Raw genomic sequence first — 13,522 nt, forward strand, 5'->3', positions numbered from 1 at the left:
AAATGAGTAATATTGAGGATATTGTAGATTCGTTAGAAAACAAAATTAGCAAAGTATTACATAAGATAGAGCTTTTAAAGCAAACTAATTTGAAATTAAATGAAGAATTAGAAGTTTCAAAGCAGGAAATTTTGAACCAAAAAAAGCTAAATGCTAATTGGGAAGAAAAATATGAAGCTCTTAAAATTGCAAATTCAATGCTTGGTGGTGACGATAATAAAAGAGAAACTAAGCTTAAAATAAATGCCTTAATTAGAGAAATTGACCATTGTATTGGACAACTATCTGAATAGTGCTAATTAAATTCAATGTCCGACAAGCTTAAAATAAAGCTATCTATTGCTAATCGCGTATATCCTTTAACTATTGACCCGAGTCAAGAAGAAGGTTTACGTAAGGCGGCAAAGAACATTGAAGTAATGATTAAAAAATTTGAGCAAAGTTATTCTGTTCGAGATAAACAAGACGTTTTGGCCATGTGTGCCTTGCAATTTGCATCTCAAGTAGAGCAGAAGTCTATAGATAAAACAAATATAAACGAGCATGTTGAAGAAAAGCTTGTTGCGCTTAATAGTTTGTTAGATTCTCACATAGGCTCTTAATTCGTTCTTTAAAATAAACTAAAAAGTTACTGCCTACATTGGTTATTTTTTTTGATAAACTCAACGTTAATTCTTTAAAAAGGGTGAGTTTAAGTTGTAAAAGCAGGCTGCAACACTAAATTTATTTAGTGTTAGACAGATCCTTGATCAGCTTGTTAGCCCTAAACTTGTTTTTAAGGAGTTTATACAAAACTTTATGCTAGTGTAGGCTTTTTTATATATTATAATCAACTAATTTAAACGATGGATAACTCAATTATATTTGCAGTAGGTGGTGTTATATTAGGGCTTGCAATAGGCTTTATTATAGCAAAAACGTTAGAAAAAAACAATGCGTCTAAACTTATAAAAAACGCTAAAAAAAATGCAGCTTCAATACTTAAACAAGCTAATTTAGAAGGTGAGAGTATTAAAAAAGATAAAATGCTACAGGCTAAAGAAAAATTCTTAGAGCTAAAAGCAGAACACGAAAAGGTTATTTTAAGTCGTGATAAAAAAATGAGTGAAGCTGAAAAGCGCACTAGAGATAAAGAATCTCAGGTATCTAATGAGCTTTCTAAAACTAAAAAATCTAACGATAGTTTAGAGAGTAAAATAAAGGACTACAACCACAGACTTGATGTATTAGAAAGCAAGCAAGAAGAAGTAGAAAGATTACACAGAAGTCAAGTACAACAATTAGAAGTTATTTCTAGCCTTTCGGCGGAAGAAGCAAAAGAGCAATTAGTAGAGTCTTTAAAAGGTGAAGCTAAGAATGATGCGATGGCTTTTATACAAAGTTCTATAGAAGAAGCTAAACTTACAGCTGAACAAGACGCTAAGAAAATTATTATAAATACCATACAACGTATTGGAACAGAGGAAGCGGTTGATAACTGTGTATCTGTATTTAATATCGAATCTGATGATGTTAAAGGACGTATTATTGGTCGTGAAGGTAGAAACATACGTGCCATTGAAGCCGCTACAGGAGTAGAAATTATTGTTGATGATACGCCAGAGGCTATTATCTTATCTTGTTTCGATTCTGTACGTCGTGAGATAGCAAGATTATCACTTCATAAATTAGTGACAGATGGTAGAATTCACCCTGCACGAATTGAAGAAGTCGTTAAGAAAACTCAAAAACAAATAGAACAGGAAATTATAGAAGTTGGTAAGCGTACGGTTATCGATTTAGGTATTCATAATCTACACCCAGAACTTATTAAAATGGTAGGTAGAATGAAGTATCGTTCGTCTTACGGACAAAACTTACTGCAACACTCGCGTGAGGTTGCTAAGCTTTGTGGCGTAATGGCAGCAGAATTAGGTTTAAACCCTAAACTTGCAAAACGTGCTGGGTTATTACACGATATTGGAAAAGTGCCAGATGCTGAAACAGATATGGAAACGCCACACGCTATATTAGGAATGCAATGGGCTGAGAAATATGGTGAGAAAGACGATGTAATAAATGCTATTGGAGCACACCACGATGAAATTGAAATGAAATCGTTACTAGCGCCAATTATACAAGTTTGTGATGCAATCTCTGGTGCAAGACCAGGAGCACGTAGACAAGTATTAGATAGTTATATCCAACGTTTAAAAGATTTAGAAGAAATCGCTTTCGGATTTAGTGGTGTTAAAAAAGCATACGCTATTCAAGCAGGTAGAGAACTACGTGTTATTGTAGAAAGTGAAAAAGTTAACGATCAAACGGCTGCCGATTTATCATTTACTATTTCTCAAAAAATCCAAACGGATATGACGTATCCAGGACAAGTAAAAGTTACTGTAATTAGAGAAACTCGTGCAGTGAATATTGCAAAATAAACTACTTTATTAAAGTAGAAGAAGTATTAAAGCTTTCCTTTTTTTTATTAAGAAGGAAAGCTTTTTCTTTTGGAAAAAACAGTTTGAATGTTGTGCCTTCGTTTAGTTTGCTTTCAATATTAATTGTGCCTCCTAAATCTTCAACTTGTATCTTGGTAAGATATAAACCTATACCTTCAGAATCTTCTCTACTACTTTCATGAAATGTATTATACATTCCAAAAACTTGCTCTTTATATTTTTCTAAATCAATACCAATACCATTATCCGAAATAGAAATTTCAAAACCTTCCTCTGTTTGAACACCTTTAATATTTACTGTTGGTGTTTTTTCTGGATGGACGTATTTTACCGCGTTCGAAATTAGATTATGGAATATACTTTCTAAATAAGAAGAGTTTCCTTTAAGATATAAGTTAGAAGGTAAATCGGTATTTATAATAGCTCTCTTTGAAGCGATTTCAATAGATAGGTTGCCTAATGTTTCTCTAACAACTTCACTTATACCTATATTATTGTTTAGGTCGTTATATTCTGAGTTTACACTAATAACATCATTTAAATTAGTAATGGTAGTTGTTAACGCAGACGAAATTGTTTTTAAATAATTAAACATTTCATCTTTTTCTTGTTGCGTTGTAGACGACTCGTGAAACTCTAATACGTTTTTAAAGTTACCAATATGGGTTCTTAAATTATGAGAAACAATATGTGTAAAATTATAAAGCCTTTTATTCTGGTTGGTAATGATGTTGAAGTTTTCATTTAAAAGCACTTCATTCCGCTTACGCGATGTAATGTCTATATGTGTACCTATAATACGTAACGGTTTACCGTTTTTGTCTTTGCTAACAATTTTTCCGCTATCTAGAATCCATCTATAGCTGCCGTCTTTACAAAGTACACGGTGTTCGTTCTTGTAGAGTTCTAGTTCGCCTGTAATGTGTCGCTGAAAATCGCTATTGTAAGCGGCTTTATCTTCTGGGTGTACACGCTTGTTCCATTCATCGACATGGTTGCCAATTTCGTTATCACTGTATCCTAAAATATTTTTAGATTCAACGGAATAAAAGACTTCGTTCATCTTTGCATCCCAATCCCAAACACCAATTTTGGAGTTTTCAACAGCAAATTGCCATTTTAAACTATTGGAATTATCAGAACTAGTTCTATGTTCAAATAGACGACGGATAGGTGAGAATATACGTTTAATCATTTGGTTTTCTTTGGGTTAATAATGTAGTATAAATTATAAGTAGGTGTAATTTAGACGCATTAAACAGTTATAGGTCACAATTTAAGTCTCGATTTTGTTTCAAATCTTACATAAATAACGACATTTCTTGGATAAAAACACTATTTTCTCGGATGAAATTGCTCCACGACCTTAGTTAAATGGTTTCTGTCTAGGTGTACATAGATTTCGGTGGTGGTTATACTTTCGTGTCCAAGCATAAGTTGAATTGATCTTAAATCTGCATTATTTTGAAGTAAATGTGTTGCAAAAGAATGTCTAAATGTATGAGGAGAAATACTTTTATTTAGATCTATTTTAACTGCTAGCTGTTTTATAATAGTAAAAATCATGGCTCTTGTTAATTGTTTACCGCGACGATTTAAAAACAAGGTATCTTCAAAACCTGCTTGAATATTCATGTGGTTTCTAATATCTTTTCTGTAAATATTAATGTATTTTTTAGTAACATCAATAATAGGTACAAAGCGCTGTTTGTCTCCTTTACCGGTAACCTTTATAAAACCTTCTTCAAAAAATAAATCCGATAGTTTTAAATTTACCAATTCACTAACACGCAATCCACAACCATAAAGCGTTTCTAGCATGGCTCTATTACGTTCGCCTTCTGGTTTGCTTAAATCTATGGCTTTTATTAGGTTATCAATTTCTTCTTCCGATAAGGTATCTGGAAGTTTTCTTCCTATTTTAGGAGATTCTATAAGTTCCAAAGGGTTATCTGGTCTATAATCTTCAAAAACCAAGTAATTAAAAAAACTGCGTAAACCAGATATTAATCGCGATTGTGAACGCTCGTTAATATGTTTAGAGGTGTTATAGATAAATTCTCTTATGGTTTCATCTGTAATTGAAATAGCAGTTTCGTTAATATCTTTTTCCTCCAAAAAAGACATTAATTTTTCAACATCTAGTACATAGCTGTTAATTGAATTTTGAGATAACCCTCTTTCTATTTTTAGATAAAAGGTATAATCTTTTAAAGCTTGACTCCATTTCATTATGATAAAAGTAAAGAATTTTTTGGATTAAATAGAGATTGGATTGCTCATATTTTTGGAAGTATTTAATAAACAAATGAATAAGAAATAAGTGCGCATTTACTGATGAAAAAAAATGATTTTCGGCTTTTTTTATGTTAAAAAAAAAGTTTTTTCTGTAGATATTGATTACCAATGAGTTGTAGTCTAAACAATGTTAAAATTATCACAAAGCGGGATTAAGTGTTAATTTAACGGATAAACAGTGTTTAATTTGCGGAATATTTAAAATAAAACAATTTAATTATGAAAAAATTATTTTTTGCTGCAGCTATTGCAGTTTTCGGATTTACTACAGTAAATGCACAAGATGATACTACTGAATTTGGTTTTGGAGAAGGTAACGTTTTTGTTGAAGGAAGTTTAGGCTTCAGCAGTACTAATGATAAAAACTTTGATACAAAATCTAACGCTTTTAACATTACTCCAAAAGTAGGTTATTTTTTAAATGATGATTTAGCTGTTGGTGTTCAATTAGATTTTGGTACGGCTAAAACTTCTGTATCAGGAACTGATACTTCTAAAAACTCTAATGTAGGAATTGGTGCTTTTGGACGTTATTACTTTTTGGATTTAGGAAAACGTTTTAAAACTTATACTGAGTTTGGTGTTGGATATAACACATTAGATGACAAAATTTCTGATGTTAAAGTGAATTCAATTGGAGCTGGTCTAGATTTAGGTCTTAACTATTTTGTAAAAGAAAACATTGCGCTTACTTTCGGATTAGATAATGTTTTAGCATATTCTTCTACTAAAGTAGATGTGTCTGGAGCTAAAGCAACAAATAGTTTTGAGTTTGGAGTAGGTGAAGTAAACAATCCTTTTGGTGGAACTGCTAAATTTGGAGTATTATTTGTATTCTAAGTAATAGTTAAAGAAAATAAAAAAAGGGAAGTCGTAAAGGCTTCCTTTTTTTATGCGTAAAAATTAAATATATTTACCATATGAAAAAACTAATGATTATTAACGGGCCAAATCTAAATTTGTTAGGTAAACGTGAACCAGAAATTTATGGTAGCTTAACTTTTGAAGCTTTTTTTAGTGAATTAAAAGAAAAGTATCCATCGGTAAGTTTAGAGTATTTTCAGTCTAATATAGAGGGAGAGATTATAGATAAGTTGCACGAAGTTGGTTTTAGTATAGATGGTATTATTTTAAATGCAGGAGCTTATACGCACACATCCATCGGTATAGGTGATGCTATAAAAGGTATTGAAACTCCAGTTGTAGAAGTACATATTTCTAATACATTTGGTCGCGAAGCTTTTCGTCATCAATCTTACATTTCTCCAAATGCTAAAGGTGTAATATTAGGTTTTGGTATGGCAAGTTACGGATTGGCTATACAGAGCTTTTTGTAAAAATCTTTTAAGTTTAAATTATAAATAAATTGTGAAAGATTAACAGGCGTTAATGTTAGATTTGTGTAGTATTAAATTTACAATAATTTATATATGAAACAAAAATTACTCATTCTATTTTTAATCTGTCCTGTTTTTTTTATTTTAAATGCTCAAGAAAACGCCAAAGAAAAGGAAGACGCATTTGTAATAAGTGATGATGTTAACATAAACAATAGCGTTTTACCGTTTTCAAACTACTTTTCGGAATATAAAATAAGTGATAATTGGAACATCCGTGCAGAGAATATTGAAACCAACTTTGGAGGTTTTAATACAAACTATAAGGTTAAGGAATTTCCAATACTTGCAAAATACAGTTTTACTCAAAAATTTAGTGTTATGTTTGGGCCAACAACACGTTTATTATTAAAAAATGGTGTTATTGAAGATGTATCTACATCAGGAGCTTTAGGCCTGCAATACGATTTTACTGAATCGTTTTTAATGGAGGCTAGGCTAAATTATAATTTAACCGATGATGCGCCTTTTAATTCAAACTTACCAACCACAAATTCTATATTTAAATTAAGCGGCAAATATAAATTCTAAAAAAAAAGTGCGATTCAAAATAATTTGAATCGCACTTTTTATATTTATAATATCTAATAGTATTAGATATGTATTACTTCATCATAAGCAGCTGCAACAGCTTCCATAACAGCCTCACTCATTGTTGGGTGTGGGTGAATGGTTTTTAAAACTTCATGACCTGTAGTTTCTAATTTTCTGCCTAAAACAGCTTCAGCAATCATATCAGTAACACCAGCACCAACCATATGGCATCCTAACCATTCGCCGTACTTAGCATCAAAAATTACTTTTACAAAACCTTCTTTGTTTCCACCAGCACTAGCTTTTCCAGAAGCAGAGAAAGGGAATTTACCAATCTTTACATCTAAACCTTGTTCTTTAGCTTGCTTTTCAGTGATACCAACAGATGCAATCTCAGGAGTACAGTAAGTACAACCAGGAATGTTTCCGTAGTCTAAAGCTTCAACATGTTGTCCAGCTAATTTTTCTACACAAAGTATACCTTCAGCAGAAGCAACGTGTGCTAAAGCAGGCCCAGGAGTAATATCTCCAATAGCAAAATATCCAGGGATATTAGTTTGGTAAAAATCGTTAACAATTACTTTATCTCTATCCACAACAATTCCAACATCTTCTAATCCAATGTTTTCAATGTTTGTTTTAATACCAACAGCACTTAAAATAATATCAGCTTCAAGAACTTCTTCTCCTTTACTTGTTTTAACTGTAGCTTTTACACCTTCTCCAGATGTATCAACAGTAGTTACTTCAGCAGAAGTCATTACTTTAATACCAGATTTTTTGAAAGAACGCTCAACTAATTTAGATACGTCTTCATCTTCAACAGGTACGATGTTTGGTAAATATTCTACAATAGTTACATCAGTTCCCATAGAGTTGTAAAAGTATGCGAACTCAACACCAATAGCTCCAGAACCAACCACAATCATTTTTTTAGGTTGTTCCTTTAATGTTAAAGCTTGTCTATACCCAATAACTTTTTCACCATCTTGAGGTAAGTTTGGTAACTCACGAGAGCGAGCACCTGTAGCTATAATAATATTATCGGCGCTATATTCAGTACCATCAACATCTATTTTTTTACCTGGTTTAAGTTTTCCAAAACCATTAATTACATCTACTTTATTTTTCTTTAGTAAAAACTGAACGCCTTTACTCATACCGTCTGCAACATTACGGCTACGTTTTACAACAGCATCAAAATCGCGTTCTGCATCTGTTACTTTTAAACCGTAATCTTCAGCATGTTTTAGATATTCAAAAACTTGAGCAGATTTTAATAAGGCTTTGGTAGGGATACAACCCCAGTTTAAACAAACCCCACCAAGATTTTCTTTTTCAACAATAGCAGTTTTAAAACCTAATTGTGACGCTCTAATAGCTGTTACATAACCACCAGGACCACTTCCAAGAACAATAATATCGTATTTACTCATTTGTTAATTTTTAGGTTACGAATTTACAAAATCGAAATGTAATAATGAATTAACAAAGGCTTAAATCGAAAAAAAAAGCACACTCCTGTTTCATTTGGTTTTCAATAAATTAGAAGCCCTAGTGATAAAGGGAATTTACCATTGTTTTACTACCTTTGCTTTGCAAGTTATTATTTATGAACATACCTAAAACAAGTTACCCACGAATTATTATAATTGGTGGCGGTTTTGCAGGAATTGCCTTAGCAAGAAAATTATCTAAACAAGAAGTACAAGTGGTGCTTTTGGATAAACATAACTACCATACATTTCAACCGTTATTATACCAAGTATCTACCGGTGGGTTAGAGCCAGACTCTATTGCATATCCAATTCGTAAAATTTTAAAAGATTTTCCAAACTTTCACTTTAGGCTTGCAGAAGTAAATGAAATTGATACCACTTGCAATACCATAAAAACAAATATTGGCGATTTAAAATTTGATTATTTAGTTGTGGCTTCGGGTTCTAAAACCAATTATTTTGGTAATACGGAAATCGAAAAACACAGTATGGCCATGAAAACCATACCGCAATCTTTAAATTTAAGAAGTTTAATACTCGAAAATTTTGAAGAAGCTCTATTAACCACTGATTTGCATGAGCGTATTGCCCTCATGAATTTTGTAATAGTAGGTGGTGGTCCAACAGGTGTGGAGCTTGCAGGTGCTTTAGCCGAAATTAAAAAAGGTATTCTTCCAAAAGATTATCCCGATTTAGATACCCGTTTAGCACAGATTAATATTATTCAATCTGGAGGTTGCTTATTAAAGGGTATGAGTGAAAATGCATCGGCAAAAGCAGAAGATTTTCTTGAGAAGCTTGGGGTTCACGTATGGAAAAACGTTCGTGTAACTAATTACGATGGTAAAACAGTAACTACAAATTCCGATTTAATCTTCGATACAGCTACCGTAGTTTGGGCAGCAGGAGTACAAGGTGCAACTATAAAAGGACTAGATGCTAAAGATTTTGTTACTCGTGGTAACCGTATTTTAGTAAACCAATGCAACCAAGTAAAAGGCTTCGAGCATATTTTTGCCATTGGCGATATCGCTTGCATGGCAACCGATGAGTTTCCGAACGGCTTACCAATGATGGCACAACCCGCCATACAACAAGGTCAGCAATTGGGGAGTAATATTTTAAAACTTATAGAGGAAAAACCCATGAAACCTTTTGAATATAAAGACAAAGGTGCTATGGCAACAGTAGGACGAAACAAAGCAGTGGTCGATTTAAAAACATTGAGATTTCAAGGTGTTTTTGCCTGGTATGTTTGGATGTTTGTTCATTTGTTTTTCCTAATTGGTTTCCGAAACCGGATGGTTGTTTTTGTAAACTGGGTGTATAATTACATACGTTTCGATCGCGAAGCACGTTTAATTATTCGTCCGTTTAAAAAGAAGTTTAAATTATAAATTCTCTCTTTTTTGTTTAATGTTTATAGCGAGTTGCCATGAAAAATGGCAAACAGGCTTTCCGCTATATCTTTTGTTTTTTTTCTTAAGGAGAGTGATGGCTTGATTGTTTTCGTTTTTTCTAAACTCGAAAGTACAAGTGAATCAACCTAAAACAAAAGGATATCGCATCAATCCTTCTCGCAGGGCATATCCGCAAAAGTATGTTTTAAGTATTTATATTATTGGGTTTGTTTCGTCATGTCTACGCTGGGAGACATCATATCACAGTAAGCACTTCAATTTAAAATATCGAAATTTAAATTACAAAATACCACCATTATAAATCATCAGTAAAATGCTTTCTAGATTTCTCTTCGCTAAACTTTTTATCGTTATAAGCTTTAGATCTACCTTTAGGGATGGAAAGAATCTGCCAATCTTTTCCTTTAAAAATTTTACCTAAAAAAACAATTTGACCAATATGATAAGAGTAATGTGCTAATTGTCTATTTATCGCTTCTGTAACAGTATGGCCTTCATTCCTGATATAAACTATACGTTCTAAATCGCTTTCCGTTAAAGGTTTTATAGCATTAAATAGGCAGTCCCAACCAGTATTCCAACTTTCTAATAATTGCTCTTTGGTTTCAAAAGTATCATCGAATTCTCGATTTCGGTTTCTCGAAGGTTTTTCACCGTCTTCAGTTAAAAAGTTTGTCCAACGGCTTAGCATATTCCCAGAAAGATGCTTTGTTATAATGGCTATAGAATTGGCATCTTGAGCAATTTCATTTTGTAATTCATCAAACGATAATTGCTCAAAAGTTTTGTCGCCTAAACCTTTATAATATTCAAACTGTTTTCTAATACTTTCTAAATAACTTTCCATGCGATAAATGTAATTCATCAAGGCAATAAAAGCAAATGGCGAAGGTAACTTTCAAAAAAGCTTATTCTGCAGGAACAAATGTTAAAGAGACACCGTTAATACAATGGCGCATTCCGGTTGTACGCTTTGGGCCATCGTTAAAAACATGACCTAAATGTCCGCCACAAGTTCCGCAATGTTCTTCGGTTCTAGCATACCCTAAATCGTAATCGGTAGAAAAATCAACATTACCTTTAACTTCTCTATCAAAACTTGGCCATCCTGTACCAGAATCAAATTTATGCTCACTTTTAAATAAAGGTGTTTCGCAAGCTTTACAAACGTAAGTTCCTTGTTTTTTGTTATTGTTTAAAGCGCTTGAGAAAGCACGTTCGGTTCCTGCTTCACGTAAAACGTAATATTCTGTATCCGATAATTGTGCTTTCCATTCAGATTTTGTTTTAGTAACTTCAAACGTTTTCTTTGTCTCGGTTTTCTTCTTTTGTGCTGTAGAATTGCAGCTAAAAGCTAAAAATAAAGCAAGTACTATTATTATCTTATTCATATTTAAATTTGTTTTTTAATTCAGTCGTAGTGTAAATCTAAAAATAACAGAATAGAATTTAATTAAAGTTATATTTTTCATAAAAAAGCGCTTTTATTACGTTCAAAGTTTGTTAAATTTGAATGTGACTAATTAATTAAAAATGTGTCTCAATATTAAACATACAGATTTTGTATTTTTGACACCAAATAAAACCCAATATGATGAAACTAAAAGTTACTTTAATATCCTTAGGAGTTTGTGCCATGATATTTTCTTGTGCAACAAACCCTTTTACGGGAAAAAAAACAATGGCATTTGTATCTAATGCTCAGTTGTTTCCAACTGCTTTTGCTCAATACGATCAGTTTTTAACCGATAATAATGTTGTAGCAGGTACTAAAGATGCCGAAATGATTACAAGAGTAGGGCAACGTATAGCTGTAGCGGCCGAACGTTGGTTAACTGCAAACGGAAATGCGGGTTACTTAAATGATTACAAATGGGAATATAATTTGGTAAATGATGAAACCGTAAATGCTTGGTGTATGCCAGGTGGTAAAATTGTATTTTACACAGGTATTTTGCCAATAGCAGCAAATGAAACAGGTGTTGCAGCTATTATGGGGCACGAGGTTGCGCATGCATTAGCAAACCACGGACAACAACGTATGAGTGCAGGATATGTACAACAAGGTTTAGCAGTTGCAGGAAATGTAGCTATACAAGATGAGCAATCTAGAAATGCTTTTAACCAATACTATGGTGTTGGTTCGAATGTATTAGGAATGTTACCTTTTAGTAGAAGTCATGAAACTGAAGCTGATAAAATTGGTTTATACTTAATGGCTGTTGCTGGTTATAACCCAGATGAAGCGGCTGAATTGTGGAAACGTATGAAAGCGAACAGTGGAGGAGATGCTCCAGCAGAATTTATGAGTACACACCCATCTAACGATACGCGTATTAATAACCTAACACAATGGGCTCCAGATGCTAAAAAGGAAGCTACAAAATTTGGAGTAACATCGTTTAGAGCGATATAACATTTTAATAAAATATTTGTTTACTTTAGAAGCTGCTAATTATTAGCAGCTTTTTTTATTTAGCCAAATTTTTTATATGATTCAACTTGAAAAGGGAAGTAAAAAACTATTAAATGCTTGGGCATTTTACGATTGGGCAAACTCGGTTTATACTTTAACTATTGCATCTTCAATTTTCCCGATATTTTATTCGGCACTATTTCTTTCGGAAGTTAAAACTGTAGAAGCTTTTGGTACCGAATTTAAAAGCACCGCGCTAATTACTTATGTAACGGCTTTTACCTTTTTGGTAGTAGCGATTACTTCGCCAATACTCTCCGGAATTGCCGATTATGTTGGAAATAAAAAGAACTTTCTAAAGTTTTTCTGTTACGTTGGTAGCGCAGGTTGTATTGGATTATATTGGTTTAATTTAGAGCAAATTCACCTGAGTTTGTTATTCTATTTTATGGGATTAATTGGCTATTGGGGAAGTTTGGTTTTCTACAATTCATATTTACCAGATATTGCATATCCAGAACAACAAGATAGTGTTAGTGCTAAAGGATTCTCAATGGGGTATTTGGGGTCGGTACTGTTGTTGATTTTTAATTTATTGATGGTGATGTATCCTCAGTTTTTCGGGTTTGATTTAAGTATAGCCCCATCTATTTTAGAAACTGGAACTCAGGCGGAAATTCAGTTAGCTATGGATGCGGCTAAAGACTTAGCTTCGGTTAAGGCTATGAAAATATCTTTTATTACCGTTGGAATTTGGTGGGCATTATTTAGTCAATATTCATTTTACTTTCTACCAAAAGGAACAAAATCTGGACACAAAGTAACTCGAGCTGTCATCTTTAATGGTTTAAAAGAATTAAGAGAAGTTTGGAAAGAGTTAAAGCAAAACTTAAGATTGAAGCGTTATCTATATGCATTTTTTGTATTCAGTATGGCTGTGCAAACTATTATGCTGGTTGCTGTTTATTTTGGAGAAGAAGAAATTTCTTGGGGAACAGATAGTGAAAAAACAATGGGTTTAATTGTTAGTATTTTGGTGATACAACTGGTTGCCATTCTGGGCGCTTATGTAACATCTAAAGCATCTGCTAAATACGGAAATATTAAAACACTAATCGCAGTTAATTTTGTTTGGATGTTTTTGTGTTTTTATGCTTACATGATGCATACTCCAATGGAGTTTTATATTGCAGCTGGTATTGTTGGCTTGGTTATGGGAGGAGTGCAATCACTTGGGCGTTCTACATATTCTAAATTTTTACCAGAAACGGAAGATACTACATCATACTTTAGTTTTTATGATGTTGCTGAGAAAATCGGTATTGTAATTGGTATGGTTATTTTTGCTACCGTAGACCAAATTACCGGAACCATGAGAAATGCTATTTTGGTGCTTGTTGTCTTTTTTATAGGTGGTATTATTTTATTGTTTAGAGTGCCAGACGAAAATAAAAGACTGCCTTAGAATAGTAAAAATACATTCTAAAAACAGTCTTATTTATTCAAATTAGGGGAA

General features: G+C 32.8%; 14 protein-coding genes and 1 other RNA gene. 10 read left to right on the plus strand and 5 right to left on the minus strand.

The window, feature by feature from the left end:
- Positions 1-2 precede the first annotated feature (2 nt).
- The 4 genes from V6246_RS01730 to rny all read left to right on the plus strand — a co-directional run bounded on the left by V6246_RS01730 (position 3) and on the right by rny (position 2,420).
- Positions 3-293, plus strand: coding sequence for a hypothetical protein (locus V6246_RS01730; RefSeq protein WP_042494746.1), 291 nt, complete (start codon positions 3-5; stop codon positions 291-293).
- Positions 294-308: 15 nt separating this feature from the next.
- Positions 309-602: a cell division protein ZapA gene (locus V6246_RS01735; RefSeq protein WP_042494747.1), complete on the plus strand. Its 294-nt coding sequence runs from the start codon at positions 309-311 to the stop codon at positions 600-602.
- Between the two features lie 58 nt (positions 603-660).
- Positions 661-786, plus strand: a non-coding RNA gene (ssrS, locus tag V6246_RS01740) — 6S RNA.
- A gap of 59 nt (positions 787-845) precedes the next feature.
- Positions 846-2,420 carry a ribonuclease Y gene (gene rny / locus V6246_RS01745; protein ID WP_159020021.1) on the plus strand — a complete coding sequence of 525 codons (1,575 nt, stop codon included), beginning with the start codon at positions 846-848 and terminating at the stop codon, positions 2,418-2,420.
- A gap of 1 nt (position 2,421) precedes the next feature.
- On the opposite strand, the gene V6246_RS01750 is transcribed toward rny, so the two are convergent.
- Positions 2,422-3,636, minus strand: a complete 1,215-nt coding sequence (locus V6246_RS01750; RefSeq protein ID WP_341558695.1) for a sensor histidine kinase — start codon at positions 3,634-3,636, stop codon at positions 2,422-2,424.
- A gap of 140 nt (positions 3,637-3,776) precedes the next feature.
- On the minus strand, positions 3,777-4,673 hold the full coding sequence (gene xerD / locus V6246_RS01755) for a site-specific tyrosine recombinase XerD (protein ID WP_341558696.1): 897 nt from the start codon (positions 4,671-4,673) through the stop codon (positions 3,777-3,779).
- A 285-nt stretch (positions 4,674-4,958) separates the two neighbouring features.
- On the opposite strand from xerD, the gene V6246_RS01760 reads away from it, so the two are divergent.
- The 3 genes from V6246_RS01760 to V6246_RS01770 all read left to right on the plus strand — a co-directional run bounded on the left by V6246_RS01760 (position 4,959) and on the right by V6246_RS01770 (position 6,667).
- A complete protein-coding gene (locus tag V6246_RS01760; RefSeq protein ID WP_341558697.1) occupies positions 4,959-5,579 on the plus strand; it encodes an outer membrane beta-barrel protein in 621 nt (206 codons plus the stop codon).
- A gap of 80 nt (positions 5,580-5,659) precedes the next feature.
- A complete protein-coding gene (aroQ, locus tag V6246_RS01765) occupies positions 5,660-6,076 on the plus strand; it encodes a type II 3-dehydroquinate dehydratase (RefSeq protein WP_159020025.1) in 417 nt (138 codons plus the stop codon).
- A gap of 93 nt (positions 6,077-6,169) precedes the next feature.
- Positions 6,170-6,667: a hypothetical protein gene (locus V6246_RS01770; protein ID WP_341558698.1), complete on the plus strand. Its 498-nt coding sequence runs from the start codon at positions 6,170-6,172 to the stop codon at positions 6,665-6,667.
- Between the two features lie 62 nt (positions 6,668-6,729).
- On the opposite strand, the gene lpdA is transcribed toward V6246_RS01770, so the two are convergent.
- Positions 6,730-8,106: a dihydrolipoyl dehydrogenase gene (gene lpdA / locus V6246_RS01775; protein ID WP_341558699.1), complete on the minus strand. Its 1,377-nt coding sequence runs from the start codon at positions 8,104-8,106 to the stop codon at positions 6,730-6,732.
- A gap of 176 nt (positions 8,107-8,282) precedes the next feature.
- Between lpdA and V6246_RS01780 the strand changes: the two genes are divergently transcribed.
- Positions 8,283-9,566, plus strand: coding sequence for an NAD(P)/FAD-dependent oxidoreductase (locus V6246_RS01780; protein WP_341558700.1), 1,284 nt, complete (start codon positions 8,283-8,285; stop codon positions 9,564-9,566).
- A gap of 319 nt (positions 9,567-9,885) precedes the next feature.
- Here the strand turns inward: V6246_RS01780 and V6246_RS01785 are convergent, their stop codons facing one another.
- Positions 9,886-10,437, minus strand: coding sequence for a DUF1572 family protein (locus tag V6246_RS01785; RefSeq protein ID WP_341558701.1), 552 nt, complete (start codon positions 10,435-10,437; stop codon positions 9,886-9,888).
- A 61-nt stretch (positions 10,438-10,498) separates the two neighbouring features.
- Positions 10,499-10,981, minus strand: coding sequence for a peptide-methionine (R)-S-oxide reductase MsrB (gene msrB / locus V6246_RS01790; RefSeq protein WP_341558702.1), 483 nt, complete (start codon positions 10,979-10,981; stop codon positions 10,499-10,501).
- A gap of 203 nt (positions 10,982-11,184) precedes the next feature.
- On the opposite strand from msrB, the gene V6246_RS01795 reads away from it, so the two are divergent.
- Both V6246_RS01795 and V6246_RS01800 read left to right on the plus strand, forming a co-directional pair.
- Positions 11,185-12,006, plus strand: a complete 822-nt coding sequence (locus V6246_RS01795) for a M48 family metallopeptidase (protein WP_341559891.1) — start codon at positions 11,185-11,187, stop codon at positions 12,004-12,006.
- A 76-nt stretch (positions 12,007-12,082) separates the two neighbouring features.
- Complete coding sequence (locus V6246_RS01800) at positions 12,083-13,471, plus strand: MFS transporter (RefSeq protein WP_341558703.1); 1,389 nt, start codon at positions 12,083-12,085, stop codon at positions 13,469-13,471.
- The last annotated feature ends 51 nt before the right edge of the window (positions 13,472-13,522 follow it).

This window comes from Algibacter sp. TI.3.09, from assembly GCF_038154905.1.
Taxonomy (GTDB): Bacteria; Bacteroidota; Bacteroidia; order Flavobacteriales; family Flavobacteriaceae; genus Algibacter.

Coding starts and splice junctions, on each gene's coding strand:
- rny (WP_159020021.1), top strand. CDS start 846: ATGGATAACTCAATTATATTTGCAGTAGGTGGTGTTATATTAGGGCTT.
- xerD (WP_341558696.1), bottom strand. CDS start 4,673: ATGAAATGGAGTCAAGCTTTAAAAGATTATACCTTTTATCTAAAAATA.
- V6246_RS01750 (WP_341558695.1), bottom strand. CDS start 3,636: ATGATTAAACGTATATTCTCACCTATCCGTCGTCTATTTGAACATAGA.
- V6246_RS01780 (WP_341558700.1), top strand. CDS start 8,283: ATGAACATACCTAAAACAAGTTACCCACGAATTATTATAATTGGTGGC.
- V6246_RS01735 (WP_042494747.1), top strand. CDS start 309: ATGTCCGACAAGCTTAAAATAAAGCTATCTATTGCTAATCGCGTATAT.
- V6246_RS01730 (WP_042494746.1), top strand. CDS start 3: ATGAGTAATATTGAGGATATTGTAGATTCGTTAGAAAACAAAATTAGC.
- V6246_RS01800 (WP_341558703.1), top strand. CDS start 12,083: ATGATTCAACTTGAAAAGGGAAGTAAAAAACTATTAAATGCTTGGGCA.
- aroQ (WP_159020025.1), top strand. CDS start 5,660: ATGAAAAAACTAATGATTATTAACGGGCCAAATCTAAATTTGTTAGGT.
- msrB (WP_341558702.1), bottom strand. CDS start 10,981: ATGAATAAGATAATAATAGTACTTGCTTTATTTTTAGCTTTTAGCTGC.
- V6246_RS01785 (WP_341558701.1), bottom strand. CDS start 10,437: ATGGAAAGTTATTTAGAAAGTATTAGAAAACAGTTTGAATATTATAAA.
- V6246_RS01795 (WP_341559891.1), top strand. CDS start 11,185: ATGAAACTAAAAGTTACTTTAATATCCTTAGGAGTTTGTGCCATGATA.
- lpdA (WP_341558699.1), bottom strand. CDS start 8,106: ATGAGTAAATACGATATTATTGTTCTTGGAAGTGGTCCTGGTGGTTAT.
- V6246_RS01770 (WP_341558698.1), top strand. CDS start 6,170: ATGAAACAAAAATTACTCATTCTATTTTTAATCTGTCCTGTTTTTTTT.
- V6246_RS01760 (WP_341558697.1), top strand. CDS start 4,959: ATGAAAAAATTATTTTTTGCTGCAGCTATTGCAGTTTTCGGATTTACT.